19 protein-coding genes are annotated in these 21,534 nt (G+C 69.9%); 6 read left to right on the top strand and 13 right to left on the bottom strand.

Annotated elements, in window-relative coordinates; translation table 11 throughout:
* Nucleotides 1–100: 100 nt before the first annotated feature.
* From JK364_RS34030 to JK364_RS34010, 5 genes are all read right to left on the bottom strand, one after another.
* On the bottom strand, nt 101–2,812 hold the full coding sequence (locus JK364_RS34030) for a SpoIIE family protein phosphatase (RefSeq protein WP_201855213.1): 2,712 nt from the start codon (nt 2,810–2,812) through the stop codon (nt 101–103).
* 222 nt (nt 2,813–3,034) lie between these two features.
* Nucleotides 3,035–3,544: a (deoxy)nucleoside triphosphate pyrophosphohydrolase gene (locus JK364_RS34025; protein WP_230992906.1), complete on the bottom strand. Its 510-nt coding sequence runs from the start codon at nt 3,542–3,544 to the stop codon at nt 3,035–3,037.
* 102 nt (nt 3,545–3,646) lie between these two features.
* Nucleotides 3,647–3,832 (bottom strand): SPOR domain-containing protein, encoded by a 186-nt coding sequence (locus JK364_RS34020; RefSeq protein WP_037960218.1) that lies wholly within the window; start codon nt 3,830–3,832, stop codon nt 3,647–3,649.
* A 147-nt stretch (nt 3,833–3,979) separates the two neighbouring features.
* Nucleotides 3,980–5,656 (bottom strand): APC family permease, encoded by a 1,677-nt coding sequence (locus tag JK364_RS34015; RefSeq protein WP_201855212.1) that lies wholly within the window; start codon nt 5,654–5,656, stop codon nt 3,980–3,982.
* A 284-nt stretch (nt 5,657–5,940) separates the two neighbouring features.
* A complete protein-coding gene (locus tag JK364_RS34010) occupies nt 5,941–6,693 on the bottom strand; it encodes a GntR family transcriptional regulator (protein ID WP_201855211.1) in 753 nt (250 codons plus the stop codon).
* Between the two features lie 323 nt (nt 6,694–7,016).
* Between JK364_RS34010 and JK364_RS34005 the strand changes: the two genes are divergently transcribed.
* Complete coding sequence (locus tag JK364_RS34005) at nt 7,017–8,459, top strand: M1 family metallopeptidase (RefSeq protein WP_201855210.1); 1,443 nt, start codon at nt 7,017–7,019, stop codon at nt 8,457–8,459.
* A gap of 53 nt (nt 8,460–8,512) precedes the next feature.
* Nucleotides 8,513–9,094: a Uma2 family endonuclease gene (locus JK364_RS34000; protein ID WP_201855209.1), complete on the top strand. Its 582-nt coding sequence runs from the start codon at nt 8,513–8,515 to the stop codon at nt 9,092–9,094.
* Nucleotides 9,095–9,124: 30 nt separating this feature from the next.
* On the opposite strand, the gene JK364_RS33995 is transcribed toward JK364_RS34000, so the two are convergent.
* The 4 genes from JK364_RS33995 to JK364_RS33980 all read right to left on the bottom strand — a co-directional run bounded on the left by JK364_RS33995 (nt 9,125) and on the right by JK364_RS33980 (nt 14,438).
* The gene (locus tag JK364_RS33995) at nt 9,125–9,751 is read right to left on the bottom strand and encodes an NADPH-dependent F420 reductase (protein WP_201855208.1); all 627 of its coding nucleotides are present in this window, start codon (nt 9,749–9,751) and stop codon (nt 9,125–9,127) included.
* Nucleotides 9,752–9,875: 124 nt separating this feature from the next.
* A complete protein-coding gene (locus JK364_RS33990) occupies nt 9,876–10,637 on the bottom strand; it encodes a hypothetical protein (protein ID WP_201855207.1) in 762 nt (253 codons plus the stop codon).
* 189 nt (nt 10,638–10,826) lie between these two features.
* Nucleotides 10,827–12,725, bottom strand: a complete 1,899-nt coding sequence (locus tag JK364_RS33985) for a propionyl-CoA synthetase (protein WP_201855206.1) — start codon at nt 12,723–12,725, stop codon at nt 10,827–10,829.
* Between the two features lie 273 nt (nt 12,726–12,998).
* Nucleotides 12,999–14,438 (bottom strand): ATP-binding protein, encoded by a 1,440-nt coding sequence (locus JK364_RS33980; RefSeq protein WP_201855205.1) that lies wholly within the window; start codon nt 14,436–14,438, stop codon nt 12,999–13,001.
* A gap of 366 nt (nt 14,439–14,804) precedes the next feature.
* Here JK364_RS33980 and JK364_RS33975 point away from each other — a divergent pair, with 366 nt between their 5' ends.
* A complete protein-coding gene (locus JK364_RS33975; protein ID WP_201855204.1) occupies nt 14,805–15,071 on the top strand; it encodes a hypothetical protein in 267 nt (88 codons plus the stop codon).
* Nucleotides 15,068–15,460 (top strand): PIN domain-containing protein, encoded by a 393-nt coding sequence (locus JK364_RS33970; protein ID WP_201855203.1) that lies wholly within the window; start codon nt 15,068–15,070, stop codon nt 15,458–15,460. Before JK364_RS33975 ends, JK364_RS33970 begins: the two co-directional genes overlap by 4 nt.
* Nucleotides 15,461–15,737: 277 nt before the next feature.
* Here the strand turns inward: JK364_RS33970 and JK364_RS58170 are convergent, their stop codons facing one another.
* Complete coding sequence (locus tag JK364_RS58170; RefSeq protein ID WP_372462047.1) at nt 15,738–16,019, bottom strand: helix-turn-helix transcriptional regulator; 282 nt, start codon at nt 16,017–16,019, stop codon at nt 15,738–15,740.
* 449 nt (nt 16,020–16,468) lie between these two features.
* On the bottom strand, nt 16,469–17,557 hold the full coding sequence (gene ychF / locus JK364_RS33960; protein WP_201855201.1) for a redox-regulated ATPase YchF: 1,089 nt from the start codon (nt 17,555–17,557) through the stop codon (nt 16,469–16,471).
* A gap of 202 nt (nt 17,558–17,759) precedes the next feature.
* On the opposite strand from ychF, the gene JK364_RS33955 reads away from it, so the two are divergent.
* Nucleotides 17,760–18,428, top strand: coding sequence for a DUF6542 domain-containing protein (locus JK364_RS33955; protein WP_201855200.1), 669 nt, complete (start codon nt 17,760–17,762; stop codon nt 18,426–18,428).
* Here the strand turns inward: JK364_RS33955 and ppgK are convergent.
* Nucleotides 18,334–19,125: a polyphosphate--glucose phosphotransferase gene (gene ppgK / locus JK364_RS33950; protein WP_201855199.1), complete on the bottom strand. Its 792-nt coding sequence runs from the start codon at nt 19,123–19,125 to the stop codon at nt 18,334–18,336. The genes JK364_RS33955 and ppgK overlap by 95 nt on opposite strands.
* Nucleotides 19,122–20,156 (bottom strand): 4-hydroxy-3-methylbut-2-enyl diphosphate reductase, encoded by a 1,035-nt coding sequence (locus tag JK364_RS33945; RefSeq protein ID WP_201855198.1) that lies wholly within the window; start codon nt 20,154–20,156, stop codon nt 19,122–19,124. Before JK364_RS33945 ends, ppgK begins: the two co-directional genes overlap by 4 nt.
* A gap of 148 nt (nt 20,157–20,304) precedes the next feature.
* On the opposite strand from JK364_RS33945, the gene xseA reads away from it, so the two are divergent.
* Entirely contained in the window at nt 20,305–21,525 is a 1,221-nt protein-coding gene (xseA, locus tag JK364_RS33940; RefSeq protein ID WP_201855197.1) for an exodeoxyribonuclease VII large subunit, read from the top strand.
* Nucleotides 21,526–21,534: the final 9 nt, after the last annotated feature.

Here is a 21,534-nt window from a genome sequence, read left to right as displayed (position 1 = left end):
GCTCGCCCTCCGCTTGGTGCCGCGGGCCCGCCGCCGTAACGGGCCATGGCCGTACGGGCCGCTGCCGTAACGGGCCGCCGCCGCAGCGAGCCGTGGCCCGTCACCACAGGCTGAGCAGCGCCTCCACCGAGTCCGGGCCCGAGGACTCGCCGTCCGGAAGGGCCAGCTCGAACCAGACGGTCTTGCCGAACGGGGTCCTGCGGCTGCCCCAGCCCGCGCTGAGCAGCCCGACCAGTTGGAGCCCGCGCCCGCCTTCGTCGGTGTCCCGGGCGCGCCGCCGCCGGGGCTGCACCAGACCGCCGTCCCAGACCTCGCACACCAGCGTGCGGTCCAGCAGCAGCCGCAGCCGGATCTCGCCCTCTCCGTACCGCAGGGCATTGGTGACCAGCTCGCTGACCAGCAGCTCGGTGGTGTCCACCAGATCGTCAAGACCCCAGGACTCCAGCTGCTCCCGGGCCAGTTCGCGGGCCCGGCCCACGGACTGCGGGGCGCTGGGAAGGTGCCAGTCGCCGACCGACTCGGCCGACAGGCCCTGCACCCGGGCCATCAGCAGGGCGATGTCGTCCTCGCCGTGGTGGGTGTCGAGGGTGCTCAGGACGTGGTCGCAGACGTCCTCGAGGGATCCGGCCGCGCCGGCCGCGCCGCTCGCGCCGTCGGCGCCGTCCGGGGTGTTGAGGGCCGCGCGCAGGGCCTGGAGCCCCTCGTCAAGACTGTGGTCGCGGGACTCGACCAGACCGTCGGTGTAGAGGGCCAGCAGCGCGCCGTCGGGGAGCTCGACCTCGATCTCCTCGAACGGCTCGCCGCCCACGCCGAGCGGCAATCCGGGCGGGACCTCCATCAGCAGGGCGTCCTCGCCCGGCTCCACGAGGACAGGGGGCGGATGCCCGGCGTTGGCGAACGTGCAGCGCCGGGTGACCGGGTCGTAGACGGCGTAGACGCAGGTGGCGAGGTAGACCTCGGTCAGATCGGAGGAGTCGTCGGCGGCCTTGCCGTCGCGCACGAGGGCGCGCGAGCCGGACCGCGCGCCGGCGTGCGAGCCGCCGGGAGTGCCGAGGCCGCGGGCGATCTCGTCGAGCGCGGAGAGCACCTCGGCGGGCTCCAGGTCGAGCAGGGCGAGGGTGCGTACGGCGGTGCGCAGCTCGCCCATGGCCACGGCGGCGCGCAGCCCCCGCCCCATGACGTCGCCGACCACCAGCGCGGTGCGGTGTCCGGGCAGCTCGATCACGTCGAACCAGTCGCCGCCCACCTCGGTCGCCGCGTTCCCCGGCAGATAGCGGCAGGCGATATCGAGCCCGGCGGCCTCCGGGTCGCCGGGCGGGAGCAGACTGCGCTGGAGTATCAGCGCGCGTTCATGTTCTCTGCGGTACAGCCGGGCGTTGTCGATGCTGACGGCGGCGCGGGCGGCCAGCTCGACGGCGAGCGCGCGGTCCCGTTCGCCGAACGGCTCGCTGCCCTTGGTGCGGGAGAACTGGGCCAGGCCGACGACGGTGTCCCGCGCGACCATCGGCACCACGAGGGTGGACTGCAGCATGGCCCCGAGCTCCAGGGCCTCGCTGCCGTCCCGCCCGGGGACGACGCGGACCTGGGCGGTGCGCAGGGCGTGGGCGCACAGCGAGTTGAAGGGGTAGCGGTGCACCTCGCCGACCTGGATGGGCTTGGGGTCCTCCACGGTGTTGACGCGGCAGATGTCGCCGAAGGGGACCGGGCCGTCGGAGACCGCGCTGGCGAAGGCGACGCGGCGCAGCTCGGCGCTGCCGTCGGCGAGCCCGGGCGGGGTCTCGTCGCCGGAGAGCAGCCCCTGGTAGAGGTCGACCGAGGCCAGGTCGCAGAACTGCGGTACGGCCACGTCCAGCAGTTCGCGGGCGGTGGTCTCCAGGTCGAGCGAGGTGCCTATTCGGGCCCCGGCCTCGTTCAGCAGCGCCAGATTGCGCCGTACGCCCGCGGCCTCCTGTTCGGCGCGGCGGCGGCCGGTGACATCCGTGGCGAGCCCGGCGACGCCGATGGGGCGGCCGGAGCCGCTGTGCAGCCGGTAGAGCGAAACCGACCAGCGGCGGCGGTCGGGGCTGCCCGGCGCCTGGCCCACGATGGGCATGTCGGTCAGCGACTGCCCGGAGTCCAGGACCTGGCGCAGCGCGGCGGCCAGCCGGTCTGCCTCGCCACGCGGCAGCAGATCGTGCGGGGTGATGCCGCGGTACTCCTCGGTGGGGCGACCGAAAACCTTCGCAAAGCGCTCATTGACGCGGAGGATCCGCAGATCGGTCCCGAAGAGGAAGAAGCCGAGCGGAGATTGACCGAAAACGGCCTGTGAAGAAGCAAGATCGGTTTCCAGTCCGCGCAACGCGCTGACGTCCACCGCGATACAGAGCGCGGCCCGCTTTCCGTCCTCGTCCTGAGCGGGCATCACATAGACCTCGGCGATGCCATGCCCGCTCGGCGTCCGGGGGTTACGGTAGGGAACCAGCCCGGTCCACTCCCGGCCGTCGAGGATGTCGGCCACCGCGCGCTGGCCCGTCTCCTGGTACTCCGGCGGTACGAACGCCTCCACCGGATCCTTGCCGATGGCCTGGTCCGCCGTCAGCCCCAGCAACTCCGCGGCCCGTTCGCTCCACTGCGCGATCCGGCCGTCGGGCCCGAGCGCGAAGGAGGCGACCCGGATGTAGTCATAGATCGAACCGGGAGGACTGCTCTGCCACACCGTCGACATCGAGGACATGGACGACATGTCCGACATCGAGGACCCCTGTGACATCGGCGACACCTGCGAACCCACCGTCTCCTCGGGCATATCAGCTCCCGCTGGCTTCTCGCTCATGCGCCCGTCCCCTCCGGCTCAGGTGCTCCGACCGGCTTCAGATAGCCGAGTATCCAGCACTTCGGCCATCCCGAGTACGGTCTTCACGATCACAGCACTATCTCAGCCCGCCATCAGAGTCCGTCCCGGCTTTTGGTGAAGCGCTCATGATCAGCGCTCCCCCTCACTCCTAACCAGACGGAGGCGGCTCGAACCCCATGGATTTTCCCGCGCGGGACGTTCTCAAGAAGTGCGTGGCCGGGTCCCCTCGGTGGCCTCGGCCGACCCGGCGCCGGACGACGCCCCGGCATCGGCCCCGGTGTTGTCCGCACCGGCCCCGGTGTTGTCCGCATCCGCCCCGGCCGCGCGCAGCCGGCGGACCGCCTCCGCCACCGCGGGGCGGTCCTCGTCCAGCCAGTCGACCTCGTCCACCCGGTCCGGGGGGAGCCAGCGCAGCTCGTCGTGGTCCTGGAGCGGGCGCGGCTCACCGGAGCGCAGGGCCGCGGTCCATACCCGCAGTACGAAGCCGGGCTTGAGGGGCCACTCCCCCGGCAGCGGTTCGAGCGGCTCGACCTCGACCCCGAGCTCCTCGCGCAGTTCGCGGACGAGCGCCACCTGTGGTGTCTCCCCGGGCTCGGCCTTGCCGCCGGGCAGCTCCCAGCGGCCCGCGAGCTCGGGCGGGGCGCTGCGCCGCGCGGCCAGCAGCCGCCCCCGGTCGAACACCGCTCCGCCCACCACCACACGCACGCTCATGATCCGCACCCTAGCCTGCACGGAAGCACACCAGAGCCCCGGGGCGGACGCCCCGGGGCTCTGGAAGAAGTACGCATTCCACAGACTGAAACCGGACTCGGGCTAACCGGACTGACGGGACGCGGCGGTCCGCTCGACCACGTACAGCTGCTCCTGGCCCTCACCCTCCAAGCGGTCGGCCACCTCCTGGGCCTCCGTCCTGGTGGCGTAGCGCCCGACGCGGTAGCGGTTGCCGTTGTTGTCCTGGCGGATCACGAGCCAGGGCAGCACAGCGTTCCCGTCACTCATCTCCCCGCCCCCTCCGCTGTGGCGCGCCCGGGCGCACGACCCCGCGACACCGTTAAGGAAATCCCGTTCCGCATATGCCCGAGCCTACGCCCTACCTTCACGCAGCGGATACGTGTTCTTACAAGGAGGCACTCATCCGGCCATGTCTCAGACGCCGACTCCGGCCTTCACCCGGTCGCCGTCGCCGCCCTCGCCCGCCTCGCCCGCCTCGTCGGCCGGGGCGGCCGGGGTGGCGCCCAGCTCGCGCTCGGCCTCCAGCAGCGTCGGATTGCGCCATGCGCTGCGTACGCCCCAGAAGTAGAAGGCCAGCCCGATCAGGGCGACGATCACGATGTCCCAGCCGGCCGGCAGATAGCCGCGCCCGCCGAACTCCGTGCCGCCGGCCCATGACACCGCCGCCATGACGAGCAGATACGTGACCATCCAGGCGCCGGCGGCCAGATGCGGCCGCAGCTCCGCCCACGGCTTGCGCAGCTCGTACCAGGCCCAGATCGGCAGCCCGATCGCCATGATGAAGATGACCTTGCCGGTGAGCGGCCAGCGGGCCCAGTACAGCACCAGCGAGCCGAAGACCATCGCGATCGGCGCGATCACCGGCATCGCGCGCAGCCGCACCGGGCGCGGCAGCTCCGGGGAGAGGCGGCGCAGCGACATCACGGCCACCGGACCGGTGATGTACGAGATCACGGTCGCGACGGAGACGATCTCGGCGAGCGAGCCCCAGCCGCGGAAGACCGCGAGGAAGATGAAGGCGATCCCCAGGTTGAGCAGCAGCGCCGGGCGCGGAATGCCGGTCTTGGGGTCGACCTTGCCGAAGATCCCCGGCAGATGGCCGTTCTCCTGGACGCCCTGGATCATGCGCGAGGTGGTGGCCGCGTAGATCATGCCGGTGCCGGACGGGGAGATGAAGGCGTCCGCGTACAACAGCATCGCCAGCCAGTTCAGACCCCAGGCCAGGGAGAGATCGGCGAGCGGGGAGTTGAAGGAGAGCCCGGACCAGCCCCCGTGCCGCAGATCGGCGGCGGGGACGGCCATCAGGAAGGCGATCTGCAGCGCGACGTAGATCACCAGCGCGATGAGGATCGAGCTGATGACGGCCTTGGGCAGCGACTTCCCCGGGTCACGGGCCTCGCCCGCCATGTTCAGCGGCGACTGGAAGCCGTTGTAGGCCCAGACGATGCCGGAGACGGCGACCGCGGTGAACACGGAGTTCCAGCCGTTGGGGGTGAAGCCGCCGTTGCCGGTGACATTGCCGGTGTCGAAGTGCGACAGCAGCAGCGCCCCGGCGGTCAGGGTCGGCACGACCACCTTGAAGACGGTGATCGCGGTGTTGGTCTTCGCGAAGAGGGTGATCGCGAACCAGTTGAGGAAGAAGTAGAAGAGCAGCAGCACGGACGCGAGCGCGACACCGCTGCCGGTCAGCTCCTTCCCGTCGTACAGCGCCTTGGCCCAGCCGAAGTCCCAGGAGGACATGTACTGCACGGAGGCGGTGGCCTCACCGGGGATCACCGAGACGATGGCGATCCAGTTGGCCCAGGCGGCCAGATAACCGGCCAGCGAGCCGTGCGAGTACTGGCCGTACCGGACCATGCCCCCGGCCTTGGGGAACATCGAACCCAGCTCGGAGTAGGTCAGGGCGATGGTCAGGGCGACGGCGGCGCCGATCACCCAGGCCAGTATGGCGGCGGGCCCGGCCAGCGCGGCGGCGCGCTCGGCGCCGAACAGCCAGCCGGAGCCGATGATCGACCCGAGACCCACGGCGGTGAGGGCCACCGGTCCGAGTGACCTTCGATAATGCGAGTGGGAACCCTGCTCCGTGCTCAAGTTCCTGGCACTCCTTTCGCCCCCCAACGACCGGACACAAACCGGTCCATCGTAAGAGCGAAACGGATGATCCCCTTCCAGTAACCCCTTTCACCTGCACTGATGTGAGTTTTGCAACAGAGAGCGCGGGAACCGAGGCGGGGTCACCGGTGGGGTGGAGGGTCACGCACCGGACGCGGGCGTGGGCGCGCACCGGACGCGGAGGCGGGCGCGGAGGCGGAGGCGGGCGCGTGCGCCCGAAGGTGGTCCAGCCGGTCCCGGGCCGGACCGGGCGGACGAAGGGTTCACTTCACCGGCAGCCGGTACGCGATCCGATAGCGCTCGGCCAGCACCACCACATCGGCGGTCTCCACCGGACGGCCGCCCGCGAAGTACGTACGCGAGATGACCATCACCCAGTGGCCCGGCACCCCGCCGAGCGCCAGCACCTCCTCGGCCAGGCCGGGGCGCGCGCCGACCTCCTCCGCCATGTTGTCCACCACCAGGTCGAGGGCGGCCATCCGGTCGACGACCCCGCGCCCGGCCAGCGGGCCCTCCTCGGGCAGCATCACGGGCGTACGGCCGGTGAGCTCGAGCGGCTCCCAGGAGGTGGAGAGCATCACCACCTCCCCCTGCGACCGGAACACATAGCGGGTGCGCATCACCCGCTCCCCCGCCTCGACCCCCAGCCGTCCGGCGATCTCGCCTCCGGCCGCCTCCTGCTCGCTCTCGGTCTCCCAGGTGCCGGTGATCCGGTCGTCGGTCTGCTCCTGCCGGAACGGCGTGGTCTCCCCGGCGGTGTGGAACCCGCCCCGGACCACCCGCCGCGGCACCGGCTGCGCCCGCACATACGTCCCCGACCCGGAACGCCCCTCGACCAGCCCCTCGGCCATCAGCACCTTGCGCGCCTCGAGAGCGACGGTGTCCGAAACCCCGTACTCCTCCCGGATCCTGGCCTGGGAGGGGAGACGCGCATGCGGCGGCAGCTCACCCGCGGCGATCTTCTTCCGCAGATCGTCGGCGACGCGGAGGTATGCGGGCTGGTCACCAAAGGCCACGTGCACTCCCTGGGTTGACAGTCAGCAACAGCTTGGCAACTCAGGGTTGCCGATTGCAACTGGAGGCCAGAGCTTCACTAGAAGTGGTGAACTGCAGCTCAGGGACGTTTAAGTCGCGCAAAGGTCGGTGAGCTGCCCGGCCCCGGGCAGCGCCCGGCCTTTGCGTCCGTGACGCGGCGCCGTGCCATCGGCGGTCCCGCACGTTTCCGCCCGTCGGGCGCATTACGCTCCTGAGGATCAGCCGCCGAAGCGTAGGGACGTGAGATGGACGACGAACCGCTGCCGGAGTGGGCCGCACCCCCGGCGCCCGGGCCGGAGCGGGCATGACCAGGTCACGCGCGGCGGCCACGGCGACTCGCCGCTTCTCGCGGGTGCTGCCCGGTGTGCTGCTCCTCGCGCTGTGCGCGGGGTGCACCGGTGGCGCCGGGGCACAGGGGGCGGACGGGGCGTCCAGTGCCGGGGCGGATGGCGCGGGGGTCGGCGACGCGCTCTTCCCGCGGCTCGGCAACGGCGGCTACGACGTACGGGGCTACCGTCTCGCCCTCGACTACACCCCCGGCTCGCGCCACCTCGAGGGCACCGCCCGGATCACCGCCCGCGCGGACCGCGCGCTGAGCTCCTTCCACCTCGACCTCACCGGGCTGCGGGTGCGGAAGGCCACGGTGAACGGCCGTCCCGCCAAGGCCGCCCGCAGCGGCACGGAGCTGGTGCTCACCCCCGCCTCGGCCCTCCCCAAGGGCCGCACCTTCACGGCCACCGTCGTCTACGACGGCAAGCCGAAGACCCTCACCGGCGAGGACACCGGGAAGGAGGGCTGGATCCCCACCCACGACGGCGCGGTGGCCCTCGGCGAGCCGACCGGCTCCATGACCTGGTTCCCCGGCAATCACCACCCCTCCGACAAGGCCGCCTACGACATCGCCGTCACCGTTCCCCAGGGCTACACCGCCGTCTCCAACGGCGAGCTGAAGAGCCAGGAGACCCGGGGGCGCCGCACCACCTTCCGGTGGCACAGCGGCGAGCCCATGGCGAGCTATCTGGCCACGGTCGCCATCGGCCGCTTCGGGATCCGTACGACGACCACCGGCAAGGGCCTGCCCGCGTACCTGGCCGTCGACCCCACCGAGGCCGCCGACGCCAAGGACATCGCCAAGCAGGTCGACGACGTCATCACCTGGGAGAGCCGCACCTTCGGCCCGTACCCCTTCTCCTCCACCGGCGCCGTCGTCGGCCACCTCCCCGGCCTCGGCTACGCCCTGGAGACCCAGACCAAACCGTTCTTCGACGCGGCCCCGGACACGGCGCTCGTCGTCCACGAATTCGCCCACCAGTGGTTCGGCAATTCGGTCACGCCCCGGGTCTGGAAGGACATGTGGCTCAACGAGGGCTTCGCGACCTACGCCGAGTGGCTGTGGGAGGAGGACCACGACGGCCGCACCGCCCAGCAGATCTTCGACGACTTCTACGACGGCACCGACGACGAGAGCGAGGGCATCTGGGACTTCCCGCCCGCCGACCCCCCGACCGTCGCCAGCGTCTCCGACCCGCCCGTCTACGGCCGCGGCGCGATGGTGCTCCACCAGCTCCGCCGGGCCGTCGGCGACCCGGCCTTCTTCACCATCCTCCGCACCTGGCTCAAGGACCACCAGCACGGCAACGCCGACACCAAGCAGTTCATCGAGCTGTGCGAACGGAAATCGGGGAAGGACCTGACCCGCCTCTTCGACGTCTGGCTCTACGGCGAGGACAAGCCGAAGAAGCCCTGACGGCGGGGGAAAGGTGACGTCCTCCCAGCACCCGAAACCGCTACCGTTGAGCCATGACCGCACTGCCCGACTGGATGCGCCCGCCGCGCGCGGAAGGCTGGTTCGCGGAGGATCTGGACCGCCTCCCCGAGGCGCCGCGCCACACCGAGCTGATCGACGGAGCGCTCGTTTTCATGATGTCGCCCCGGCGGTCATGGCATGGCCGTCTCGTCACCGCCCTGACCACCACGCTGATGGAGCAGGTACCAGACGGCTTCGACGTCGAACGAGAGATGACCATACGGCTCGACGCCCGCGATCGCCCGGAGCCCGATCTTCTGGTGACCACGAAAGCGTTCGACCCCGATCGCACCTGGTACGCCCCGGACGACGTACAGCTGGTGGTCGAGGTTGTCTCGCCCGAGTCCGCACACCGCGACCGTACGGTCAAGCTGCGCAAGTACGCGGAGGCCGGGATCCGGCACTACTGGTGTGTGGACGAACAAGACCGCGCGCCGGTCGTACATGCGTACGAGCTCGACGAGCCGACCGGTGTGTACGCTCCAGCAGGAATCTTCCGCCAGATCCTGGAGCGCCCCGTCCCATTCGAGATCAAGATCGATCTGAGCAGGCTCGTCCCGAACCGGAACAGCTGACGAGGGCACCCACGGGCGTCAGCCCTGGGCTCAGGCGACGCTCAGCAGGGCGCTGGTCTCGGCGGAGGACATCTCGTTGGCGTAGACGCGGCTGCCCGGCTGGTGCTTGCGGCCGCCCTCGCCCAGGTGGCCGGCGTCCACGGGGTCGAAGCCGATGTCGCGGATCAGCCCGGCCACGGCGGCCTTGGCCTCCTCGTCGTTGCCGGACAGCGGGATGGCCACCCGGTCGGTGGCGCCCTTGGGGCGGGCGTGGTCGCGGAGGTTCTCCCAGTAGATCGCGTTGAACGCCTTGACCAGGTTGGCGCCGGTGTGGGCCTGGATCTTCTCGCTCGAGGTGGTGGCGTCGGCGTCGAGCTCCGGGTCGTGTCCGTCCCGCTCGGGGTAGTAGTTGCAGGTGTCGATGACGACCTTGCCGCGCAGCGGCTCGGTCGGCAGCTCCCGGTAGCGGCCGTAAGGGATGGACACGACCACCGCCGCGCCGATCCGGGCCGCCTCCTCGGCGGTCACCGCGCGGATCGGGCCGCCGATGTCGGTCACCAGGTCGGCCAGGGTGTCCGGGCCGCGTGAGTTGGCGATCGCCACCTCGTAGCCGATCGAGGCGAAGTGGCGGGCCAGCGTCGAGCCGATGTGGCCCGCTCCGATGATTCCGATGCGCACGGCGTTGCTCCCCTCCTCGTCTGTGGTGGGCCCTCGGCGGGTTACCGGCACCCCGCGGATCATGCATTCGCGGTGGGGCGGGATGGCCGCCGGTGCCGCGCCCGTGGCGGCACCGGCTCGGGGTTCAGTAGCGGTACCCCGGCCAGTGTGGGTCCTCCCAGCGGTCGGGCCAGGTGAGGCCGAGCAGCCGTATCCGGTGGAGCAGCTCTTCAGAAGCGCCGTGGGCCCGCAGTCGAGCGGGGGCGTGGAGCAGCAGCCAGGCTGTCAGCCCGGTGCGCATGTCGTCCTCGTCGTGCCAGGTGTCCCAGGGGAGGTAATCCCCGAGAAGTTTGCACTCCCAGTGGGTCACTGCGTCCGCCAAGTGCTGGTCAGCCGTGGGGTGAGTCTGGGTCTCCCAGGTGTGGAGCCACGGACTGAGCGTGGCGGAGGCTTCGGCGTTCAGGGCGAGGACTTCGTACGGCGGCACGGCGGGGTCGGGATCGGTGAGGACGTGAGCCCACCACGCGTGCAGGAATTCTTCCACCGCCGCGGCCTGCTCGGTGGGCCACTGCTGCCACTTGGCGTGGTGGAAGGTGCGTCCGACTTCCTCCATACCGAAAAGAGGCGCGATGAGGCCGCGGGTGAGAGCCGTGGTGAACTGGGGCAGGATCCGACGCAGCACGGAAGCCTTGTAGGTCCAGTCGGTTGCCTGCCAGGTGCGACGCAGAAGGTCGGGGTCAAGCTCCGTATCCGGCGTCTTCAGCAGCGCGAGGTCTTCCGCGCTTCCCCAGTGACACGCACAGTTGTCTTCATCGGGGTGGGCGGACATCCCGCGAAAGACAGCGCTCAGGCCGTCCAGCGCGCTGTCGAGGCGAAGTCGTGCGGGTGTCCGGTCGCGGTGCTTCATGGCGTTTACCTTTGGGACTCCAGGAGACTGCGGCCACCCGAAGATCGCTAATCTACCGGGTCCGCCCCCACAGCCAACACCAATTACCGTCGCTGTCGACGGCGCGGTCGACGGCGCTGCCATGGTCAGAGCAGCGGGCGGCGCTGGTCGCCCTCCGGTCGCCGGCGACCGGAGGGTAGGGCACGAGGACTAGACGTCGTCGCGGAGTACCGGTCGCAGCGCCTCGATCACCGCGGGATCGTCGATCGTGGAGGGCAGCTCGGTGTCCCGGCCGTCGGCGATGTCGCGCATGGTGCGGCGCAGGATCTTGCCCGAGCGCGTCTTGGGGAGCGCCGCGACCACGTCGACCCGGCGCAGCGCCGCCACGGGGCCGATCGTCTCCCGGACGGCGGCGACGAGTTCCGTGGCGATGTCCCGCGGATCGCGGTCGAGGCCCGCCTTGAGCACGACGAGACCGCGCGGCACCTGCCCCTTGAGCGGGTCGGCGACGCCGACGACAGCGCACTCGGCGACATCCGGGTGAGCGGCGAGCACCTCCTCCATCGCGCCGGTGGACAGCCGGTGCCCGGCCACGTTGATCACGTCGTCGATGCGGCCCATGACGTAGACGTAGCCGTCCTCGTCCTTACGGCCGCCGTCGCCGGTGAGGTAGTAGCCGCTGTAGGCGGACAGGTACGAGCGCACATACCGTGCGTCGTCCTGCCACACGGTGAGCAGCGTGCCGGGCGGCAGCGGCAGCCGGATCGCCACCGCGCCGTCGGCGCCCGGCGGTGCGTCGCGGCCCGTGGCGTCGAGGATGCGCACGTCGTAGCCGGGCATGGGCACGGTGGGCGAACCGGCCTTGAGCGGGTGCGGCTCCAGGCCCATGGGGTTGGCGACGATCGGCCAGCCGGTCTCGGTCTGCCACCAGTTGTCGACCACCGGAACGCCGAGCAGGTCGGTGGCCCAGCGGTAGGTCTCCGGGTCCAGGCGCTCGCCGGCCAGGAACAGGTGGCGCAGCGATCCGATGTCGTGGGCGTGCAGAAGTTCTCCGCGCGGGTCCTCCTTCTTCACCGCGCGGATCGCCGTCGGCGCGGTGAACAGTGCCGTCACGCGGTGTTCGGCGATCACCCGCCACAGCGCACCGGCGTCCGGAGTGCCGACGGGCTTTCCTTCGTAGAGCACGGTGGTGCAGCCGGTGAGCAGCGGCGCGTAGACGATGTAGGAGTGGCCGACGACCCAGCCGACGTCCGAGGCCGCCCAGAAGACCTCGCCGGGGTGGGTGTCGTACACGTTCTCCAGGGACCAGCGCAGCGCGACCGCGTGGCCGCCGTTGTCGCGCACCACGCCCTTGGGCCGACCGGTGGTGCCGGAGGTGTAGAGGATGTACAGCGGGTCGGTGGCGGCCACTGGGACGCAGCCGACCGGCTCGGCGGTCGCCATGGCCCGGTCCCAGTCGACGTCACGGCCGGTCATCTCCGCCGTGCACTGCGGCCGCTGGCGGATGACACAGTGCTCCGGCTGGTGTTCGGCCAGCGCGAGGGCATCGTCCAGCAGCGGCTTGTACGGCACGACACGGGCCGGTTCGATGCCGCACGAGGCGGCGATGACGAGCTTGGGGCGGGCGTCGTCGATGCGCACGGCGAGCTCACGCGCGGCGAATCCCCCGAAGACGACCGAGTGGACGGCGCCGATGCGGGCGCAGGCCAGCATGGCGACGACCGCCTCGGGAATCATCGGCATATAGATCACGACGCGGTCGCCCCGGGCCACGCCGAGCCCGGCCAGCGCCCCGGCGAACCGCGCGACCTCATCACGCAACTCCCGGTAGGTGAACGCCGTCTTGCGGCCGGTGACCGGGCTGTCGTACACCAGCGCGAGTTGCTCGCCGCGCCCGGCGTCGACATGGCGGTCCAGAGCGTTGTGGCAGGTGTTCAACCGCCCGTCCGGGAACCACCGGTACAGCGGGGCCTCCGACGCGTCGAGGGCCCGGGTCGGGGCGACGGTCCAGTCGATGGCACGGGCGGCGTCCAGCCAGAAGGCTTCCGGATCCTCCAGGCTGCGCCGGTACTCAGCCGCGTAGCCGTCCTGCTTCGGCGCCTGCGTCATGTCGATGCCCCTTTGCTCGTTCCATCCGCGCCGTGCCGGGAGGTGCCTCCCGCTCGTGCCCATCTCGCACATACGGGCATACGGGCGACACCGCGGTCAGCCCAGCGGATGTGACCGCCGGGCGCCAGGGTCATTCCATCAGCCATGCGGCGATCGCTTCCGCGCATGCGTCCAAAATGGCTTCGCCCTTCTCGGCGGACGCCCAGCGCGCGTCACCCGCCACGCCCGACGACGTCGCGCGGCAGAAGAAGGGACCACATCGTTGCTCCGCGGCTATCGGGGCTGCCACGCCCGCACGAGATCCTCCGGGCCCCAGTGCGCGGAGAGCGGCAGATCATCCGCCACCCCGCAGCGGGAGACCGCGACCAGTGGAGTGTCCGGGGCGGTACCGGGCACGGCGAGCATGTCACGTACCAAGGCGTCGTACTCGTGACGGCCGAAGGGCTGGGTCTCCAGCCACTTGACCGACCCGACAAAGTGCACCTGCCGGGCCACCGGCTCGCGGTCCGCCCCGACGAGATCGATCTCGGGGTTGTTCTGACGGTTCCACCAACCGCCAATGGCCTCGGTCTCGGGCCACTCGTCATTGGGCATCAGTCGCAGCAAGGACTCGCGGATCAGTGGCTCGACGGCTCGACCGCGCCAAGTGGTCCACGACCGCTCGATGCGTGCCAGCGCCAAGTCACCCCGACCGCGCTCGATGAGTGGGATCACGCGCGCCAAAAAGGCCAGCCAGAACCGTACATACGGGTCAGCGATCCGGTAGCGCTTGTTCTTACTGTCCGGCTTGGCGGACAGCGGGAGATCAGCGGCCAGGACTCGCTTGGCCTGCAGCATGGCCAGCAGCGGGGAGAGCGTGCCGGACGGCAGCGCGCTGGCGCCGCCGGCCTGGGCCGCGATCGCACTGAACGTGCGCTCCCCACTGCCAACCGCTTCCAGTACGGCTCGTGAGTGCGAAGCCTCGGGGAACTCGCCCAGCAGGGACAGCTCCCCGGCCACCAACAGCGGGGAGAGTGGATTGGCGACCGAAGCCTGCAAGAAGGCCGTACGTCCCATACCCGGCCGCCACGACTGCACGATCTCGGGAAATCCGCCGGTGATCAGCTGAGCATCAACGGCCCCTGCGGCGTCGAGCTCGGTCATGGCCTGCACATCAGCCAGATTCAGGGGGTGGACGGTCATTTTCGCCGCCCGGCCGAAGAACGGGCGCCCGTACGACTGCAGTGCCTCCATCACCGACATATCGCTGCCGACCAACAGCAGTAGTACGGGCTTGGAGGACAGGTGACGGTCCCAGACAGTTTGGAGTGCGCCCTCGAATTCCTGATCCTGCTCGACCAGCCAGGGCACCTCGTCGATCACCGCGATACTGGGTGAGTCATCGGGTACCGCGAGCGCCAGCGAGCGCAGGGCCTGGTTCCAGTCCCGCGCCTGGAGACCGGCGACCAGCTCGGCCCCCGGCAGTAGCGACTGCCCGAGCGTCGCGGTGAAGTCGGCGCGCTCAGTTACAGGGTTACGCCCCCGGGTGGCCTGGAAGACCACGTACGGCGCTCCCGAACGGTCACAGAACTCCTGGACCAGGCGCGACTTCCCCACACGGCGCCGACCAGTCATGATCAAGGCCCGCCCTCGCGTGGCTCCGCCCCCCTCTGCCACCGTCCGGTACTGCTCAGCCAGCAGTTCAAGATCTCCGACCCGGCCTTGGAACTCCACGACACACCCCAGGGCGATTAACGTAGATAGATTCTTACGTAGATTGAATCTTACTTCACTCCAGCCGCCCTAGCAGATCGAGCCAGAGGCGTGCATCGAGGGCCGAGATTGCGCATGGAGGCCGGCAGCCCGTCCCGATCCTTCGACTGGCCCGTGCTCGAAACCGTGCACCGCCACCTCCCGGCCGAGCAAGACATTCATCACCAATCCGCCCTTTCTGGCGACTACGGACCCAGCCTCACCCGCAGCCCCGCGGGCCATCGAGTCGACAAAGCCTTCCTCACTGATTGCGCTCCCGCCCTCCGCACCCCCCACCATGTGATCCGTGCATCAGCATCGAAGGCCATACCACGCTATGGTTGATGTATGGCTACCAAGAAGGTGACTATCACTCTCGACGAATCCCTGGTCGAAGCCCTGGCCGGAGCCGCCGAGGAAGAAGGCATCCCGCTCTCCCGCCTCGTCGCCGGAGCAGCCGAACGCGAGCTGCGCCTGCGGGCCAGCCGGGCCGTCATCCAGGAGTGGCAGGCCGAACACGGCGCCTTCACTCCAGAAGAGCTCGCCGCCGCCCGCGCGGACCTGGCCGCCGCCGACGCCGAGTACCTCAGCAGCTCGGGAGCCTCGGCCGCGTGAACATCCCCTACCTGTACGACGCCGGGGTACTCATCGCCATCGACAACGACGACCGACGCATGTGGGCCCGCCACAGCCTGGCCCTGGAAGACGGACGGGACATCCACGTCCCGTCCGTCGTCGTCAGCCAGGCATGGCGGGACTCCCGCCGCCAGGTCAGACTCGGCAAGTTCCTCGCTGGGTGCCACGTCGTACCCGTCGGCCTCGAAACCGCCAAAGCCGCAGGCATTCTCTGCGGCAAAGCCGGCACCTCCGACATCGTCGACGCCACCGTCGTGACCATGGCAGCCAGCCTCGGCGCCATCATCTGGACCTCGGACCCGAACGACATCGGCACCCTCATCGACGCCCAGGACATCAAACCTGCCCCTGTCATCCGCACCGTCTGACCACCGATGACCAACCTCTGCGGGCTCCACTACCACAGGGCTGGAGATTGACTCGGCTACCTGATCACGCAAGGGCGGATGGGCATCATTATGGCCTTCCGGTAACGGGCCCGGACCCAGCCAGCACGAGGCCTGGTAAGCGGAACGCCGTTGCCGCGGACCTCGCTCAGTAAAGAGTGAACCCGTCCAGTGATCCCATTCGGAGCTGACCGTCACAGAAGTGCGAAAGAAGGCCACCAGCCGTTCATGGCTCATGTCATGGCATGAAGGCTCAAGGTCAGTTTTCGCCGACGTGAGCCGCCCCGTTTTCCACGTCATCAAGGTGAACGATGATATCCGCAATGTCCAGTGAGTGCATCAAGGCCTTCGTAGGTACCTGGATACTGCTCCCCATACGCGTGGTCAGACAGGGAAAAGATCCCGATCGCACCATTCGGTAAGCGGTGGTTCTGGCGATTCCCAACGCTTCGGCAGCAGCCGGAAGGGCAACGAATTTTGGGTAGAAGTCGGAGATGCAGTAATAGTAATTACAGCCACTAACCCACGTACGGGCCAGCATGATTTCTGTCGCGAGGACGTCTCGCAAGCCCGGGCGACTCCCCGACCGAAGGTCTTCGTGGTAGCGCCTAACCGCTTCGATGAGACCGTACCTCTGCCATTGCGCCCCCATACGCTCGCCCCTGATTTGCTCGGCGACAGCGGGATCCCTCAGATGGGAGCGTCCGGAGTTGTTCCGGGGACGGCGAGCACGTCACGCACCAAGGCGTCGTACTCATGACGGCCGAAGGGTTGGGTTCTTCCGCGCCCTCCTACTGGAGTCGCGGGACGTCCGGCGTACGCCAACTACCTGACTCCGTGGACCTCGTGGGCTTGGACGGTCGACACACTTCCGCAGTCTTTCGCGTGAACAAGCCCAACATGGAAACGACGAAGGGTCGAGCCCACGAGAGGGCTCGACCCTGGATACCTACGTCAAACCAATCGCATTGACGTACAGTAATGCCGCGATCACACGTTGAAGCGGAACTCCACCACGTCCCCGTCCTGCATCACATAGTCCTTGCCCTCCATGCGCGCCTTACCGGCCGCGCGGGCCTCGGCGACGGAGCCCGTCTCGACGAGGTCTCCGTAGGAGATGACCTCGGCCTTGATGAAGCCCTTCTGGAAGTCGGTGTGGATGACACCGGCCGCCTCCGGGGCCGTGGCGCCCTTCTTGATGGTCCAGGCGCGGGATTCCTTGGGGCCGGCGGTGAGGTAGGTCTGGAGGCCGAGGGTGTTGAAGCCGACGTGGGCGAGGGTGGCCAGGCCGGGCTCGTCCTGGCCTACGGACTGGAGGAGCTCCAGGGCCTCGTCCTCGTCGAGCTCGGCGAGGTCGGCCTCCAGCTTGGCGTTGAGGAAGATCGCCTCGGCAGGGGCGACGAGGGCGCGCTGCTCGGCCTTGAAGGAGTCGTCGGTGAGCTCCTCCTCGTCGACGTTGAAGACGTAGAGGAAGGGCTTGGTGGTGAGCAGGTGCAGCTCGTGGAGGACGGCGGCGCGCTCGCTGCCCTGGACGATGCCGGCGGAGAAGAGGGTGCGGCCCTCTTCGAGGATGGCCTTGGCCTCCTCGACGGCCTTGACCTGGGGCTGCTTGTCCTTCTTGATCCGGGACTCCTTGACCAGGCGGGGCAGCACCTTCTCGATGGTCTGGAGGTCGGCGAGGATCAGCTCGGTGTTGATGGTCTCGATGTCGCTCTTCGGCGAGATCTTGCCGTCGACGTGGACGACGTTCTCGTCCTTGAAGGCGCGGATGACCTGGCAGATGGCGTCCGACTCACGGATGTTCGCCAGGAACTTGTTGCCCAGGCCCTCGCCCTCCGAGGCGCCCTTGACGATGCCCGCGATGTCGACGAAGTCGACGGTGGCGGGCAGCTTGCGGGCCGAGCCGAAGATCTCGGCGAGCTTGTCGAGGCGGGGGTCGGGGACGCCGACCACGCCGACGTTGGGCTCGATGGTGGCGAACGGGTAGTTGGCCGCCAGCACGTCGTTCTTGGTGAGGGCGTTGAACAGGGTCGATTTGCCGACATTCGGCAGACCGACGATTCCGATCGTGAGCGACACGTTGACGACTTCCCGTAGCTTCCCGTGGCGGGGATGTGCGGACCGATGACAGGCCCCGGTGGAGCCGGGGCCGGTCCACCAGTCTACGGGGCCGCCCTCGATCACCCGGCCGGGCTGACAATCGGTCGAACACACTGCCAAGGTCCTGCGAAGGGCGTGTCCAAGACCGGATTCTGGCCCTCCGGCGACCTACGTTGGTCGGGTGGAGCATTACAGCACGCGCACGCCCCGCCGCGCGGCGGCACCGCCGCCCCGTCCGGCCGCGGACGACACGTATCCGGGACGCGGCAGAAGCACGGGTCAGGACCGGGGCCGGCCCGGCGGTGCGGCCCGGGCGCCTCGGCCCGCCGCACGCCGTACGGGGCCGTCCGGAGCGGCCGCGGCGCTGCCCGCCGTCCTGCGGCGGGCGCGGGGGCTGTCCCTTCCCGATCCCCGGCTGACCGGGCTGGGCGCGGGGCTGCTGACCACGCTCACCATGCTCGGCATCGGCTGCCTGGACGCGCTGCTGCTCTCCGGCTCGCCCACCGTCTACAGCGTGCTCTTCCTGCCCGCCTGCGCGGCCTGCGGGCTGTGGGTGCGGCCCGCCGATCTGCTGGCGGCGCCGGTGGCGGCGCCGCTGGCCTATACGGTCGGGCTGCTGCCGATCAACGAGGGCTCGACGGGCTTCAGCGGACAGGCGGTGGGGGTGTTCACCGCGCTGTCGCTGCAGGCCGGCTGGCTCTACGCGGGGACGCTGCTGACCGTGGTGATCGTGCTCGTACGGCGGGCCGTGCTGGTCACCCGGCGTCGCCGGCAGCAGCGGCCGCGGCCATCCCGGCACCCACGATCCCCGCGTTGTTCTGAAGCTGCGCCGGCACGATCTCGGCCCTGACGCCCTCGATCAGCGGCAGGAACTTGTCCGCCTTACGGCTCACCCCGCCGCCCAGCACGAAGAGCTCGGGAGAGAAGAGCATCTCCAGGTGATGGAGGTACTTCTGCACCCGGCGCGCCCAGTGCGACCAGCTGAGCTCGTGGTCGTCCTTGACCTTGGTCGAGGCCCGCTTCTCCGCCTCGTGGCCGTCCAGCTCCAGATGGCCCAGCTCGGTGTTGGTGAGCAGATGCCCGTCGGTGAAGACCGCGCTGCCGATGCCGGTGCCGAGGGTGAGCACGATCACGGTGCCCTTGATGCCGCGGGCGGCGCCGAACGTCGCCTCCGCGACCCCGGCCGCGTCGGCGTCGTTCAACACTGTGACCGGGCAGTCCAGCCGCTCGGTGAGGCGCGACGCCAGATCGGTGCCGATCCAGCTCTTGTCGACATTCGCGGCGGTAAGGGTGACACCGTTCTTCACCACACCCGGGAAGGTCACCCCGACCGGCCGCCCTGACCAGTGGAAGTACCGGACGACCTCCACCACACCGTCCAGGACCGCCTCGGGCGTGGACGGATGTGGGGTGAGCACCTTATGGCGGTCCTGGGCGAGCTCACCCCGGTCCAGGTCCACCGGGGCGCCCTTGATGCCCGAACCGCCGATGTCGATGCCGAACACCTTCGCCGCGGACGCCCCCGTGTCCCCCTGGCCGTACGTCACAGCTGCGACCCCTCCGGCCGGGCGGCGGACGCCGACGCTTCCTGCTCACCGGAGGCCGCGGCGGCCTCGGCGCGCAGGTCCCGGCGCAGCTCCTTGGGCAGCGAGAAGGTCAGCGACTCCTGCATGGGCTGGACGACCTCGACATCGCCGAAGCCGCGCTCGGCCAGCCACTCCAGGACACCCTCGACGAGCACGTCCGGAACGGAGGCGCCCGAGGTCACGCCGACCGTGCTGACGCCCTCCAGCCATGCCTCGTCGATCTCGCTCGCGTAGTCGACCAGATGGCCCGCCTTGGCGCCCGCGCCGAGGGCGACCTCCACCAGCCGCACCGAGTTGGAGGAGTTCTTGGAGCCGACCACGATCACCAAGTCGGACTCGGCGGCCACCTGCTTGATGGCGATCTGGCGGTTCTGCGTGGCGTAGCAGATGTCGTCGCTGGGCGGGCTGATGAGCCGCGGGAAGCGCTCCTTGAGCGCGTCCACGGTCTCCATGGTCTCGTCGACCGAGAGGGTGGTCTGGGAGAGCCAGACGACCTTGGACTCGTCCCGCACCTCGACGTTCTTCACATCGTCGGGGCCGTCGACCAGGGTGATGTGCTCGGGGGCCTCACCGCTGGTGCCGATGACCTCTTCATGGCCTTCATGGCCGATCAGGAGGATGTCGTAGTCCTCCTTGGCGAACCGGACTGCTTCCTTGTGGACCTTGGTGACCAGAGGACAGGTGGCGTCGATGGTGGCCAGCTTGCGCGTGGCGGCCTCCTCGTGGACCACCGGCGCGACACCGTGCGCCGAGAAGATCACGATGGAGCCCTCGGGCACCTCCTCCGTCTCGTCGACGAAGATGGCGCCCTTCTTCTCCAGGGTCTGGACGACGTACTTGTTGTGGACGATCTCCTTGCGCACGTAGATCGGCGCGCCGTACTGCTCCAGGGCCTTCTCGACGGCGATCACGGCTCGGTCGACACCGGCACAGTAGCCACGGGGGGCCGCGAGCAGGACCCGGCGGGCGGAGGTTGCAGTCATGTCCCCCATGGTAGGGGCGATGACCGCGGGGTCCGTCGGTTGGTGGAGGCGATGGCCCCTGGTGTGGGCGACGATCCCCTGCCTGGTGTGGGCGATGGCCCCCTGGTGTGGGCGATGGCCCCCGCCGCTGTCGGTGGTGGCCGATACGCTCACCGTCATGGCTGTCAACACGTCCGCGGAGGCGCCGATCCCGGTCGGCGAGGTGTCCCGGCTGATCGGGGGCTGGATCGACCGGCTCGGCGCGGTCTGGGTCGAGGGGCAGATCACCCAGCTGTCCCGGCGCCCCGGCGCCGGTGTGGTGTTCCTGACCCTGCGCGACCCCAGTTACGACATCTCGCTGACCGTCACCTGCTTCCGCGCCGTCTTCGACAAGATCGCGGACACGGTCACCGAAGGTGCGCGGGTCGTGGTGCACGCCAAACCGGAGTGGTACGCGCCGCGGGGCCAGCTGTCCCTGCGGGCCGCCGAGATCCGCCCGGTGGGCGTGGGCGAGCTGCTCGCGCGCCTGGAGCAGTTGAAGAAGGGGCTGGCGGCGGAGGGGCTGTTCGCTGCCGACCGTAAGAAGCCGCTGCCGTTTCTGCCGCAGCTGATAGGGCTGGTCTGCGGGCGCGCCTCGGCCGCCGAGCGCGATGTGCTGGAGAACGCGCGGCTGCGCTGGCCCGCCGTCCGCTTCGAGGTGCGCAATGTGGCCGTGCAGGGGGTGCACGCGGTGCCGCAGGTGATCGAGGCCGTCAAGGAGCTCGACGCGCTGCCCGAGGTGGACGTGATCGTGGTGGCGCGCGGCGGCGGCAGCGTGGAGGACCTGCTGCCGTTCTCGGACGAACAGCTGGTCCGGGCGGTGGCCGCGTGCCGTACGCCGGTGGTCTCCGCGATCGGCCACGAGCCGGACTCGCCGCTGCTGGACCTGGTCGCCGATCTGCGCGCCTCCACGCCCACGGACGCGGCGAAGAAGATCGTGCCGGACGTGGGCGAGGAGCTGATGCGCGTCCAGCAGCTGCGGGAGCGGGCGCTGCGCAGTGTGCACGGGCTACTGGACCGGGAGGAGCGGGGGCTCGCCGCCGCGCTGGCCCGGCCGTGCATGCGGGAGCCGCACCGCATGGTGGACGAGCGCGAGGAGCGGATCACGGCGGTGCTGGAGCGCGCCCGCCGCTGCCTGGGCCATCTGCTCGACCGGGCCGACTCCGAGCTGACCCACACCCAGGCGCGGGTGGTGGCGCTCTCCCCCGCCGCGACGCTGCGCCGCGGCTATGCGGTGCTCCAGCACCCCGACGGCTCGGTGGTGCGGGCGGCCGAGGAGGTCGCGGAGGGCGAGGAGCTGCGGGCGCGGGTCTCCGAGGGCGAGTTCCGGGTGCGGGTCGCTGTCGGACCCGCTGAATAGGGTGAGGGG

This window comes from Streptomyces endocoffeicus (genome assembly GCF_016741935.1).
Classification (GTDB): Bacteria; Actinomycetota; Actinomycetes; order Streptomycetales; family Streptomycetaceae; genus Streptomyces; species Streptomyces endocoffeicus.
The sequence above is the reverse complement of the archived record's forward strand: the minus strand, read 5'-3'. Positions and strand labels throughout refer to the sequence as shown.

Excerpts from the sequence above, each read along its gene's own strand:
- JK364_RS34025 (WP_230992906.1), bottom strand. The coding sequence starts at position 3,544 with ATGAGCGTGCGTGTGGTGGTGGGCGGAGCGGTGTTCGACCGGGGGCGG.
- JK364_RS33985 (WP_201855206.1), bottom strand. The coding sequence starts at position 12,725 with ATGACGCAGGCGCCGAAGCAGGACGGCTACGCGGCTGAGTACCGGCGC.
- JK364_RS33975 (WP_201855204.1), top strand. The coding sequence starts at position 14,805 with ATGGCTACCAAGAAGGTGACTATCACTCTCGACGAATCCCTGGTCGAA.
- JK364_RS34005 (WP_201855210.1), top strand. The coding sequence starts at position 7,017 with ATGACCAGGTCACGCGCGGCGGCCACGGCGACTCGCCGCTTCTCGCGG.
- JK364_RS34020 (WP_037960218.1), bottom strand. The coding sequence starts at position 3,832 with ATGAGTGACGGGAACGCTGTGCTGCCCTGGCTCGTGATCCGCCAGGAC.
- JK364_RS34000 (WP_201855209.1), top strand. The coding sequence starts at position 8,513 with ATGACCGCACTGCCCGACTGGATGCGCCCGCCGCGCGCGGAAGGCTGG.
- JK364_RS33945 (WP_201855198.1), bottom strand. The coding sequence starts at position 20,156 with ATGGGGGACATGACTGCAACCTCCGCCCGCCGGGTCCTGCTCGCGGCC.
- JK364_RS33990 (WP_201855207.1), bottom strand. The coding sequence starts at position 10,637 with ATGAAGCACCGCGACCGGACACCCGCACGACTTCGCCTCGACAGCGCG.
- xseA (WP_201855197.1), top strand. The coding sequence starts at position 20,305 with ATGGCTGTCAACACGTCCGCGGAGGCGCCGATCCCGGTCGGCGAGGTG.
- JK364_RS34030 (WP_201855213.1), bottom strand. The coding sequence starts at position 2,812 with ATGAGCGAGAAGCCAGCGGGAGCTGATATGCCCGAGGAGACGGTGGGT.
- JK364_RS58170 (WP_372462047.1), bottom strand. The coding sequence starts at position 16,019 with ATGCTGGCCCGTACGTGGGTTAGTGGCTGTAATTACTATTACTGCATC.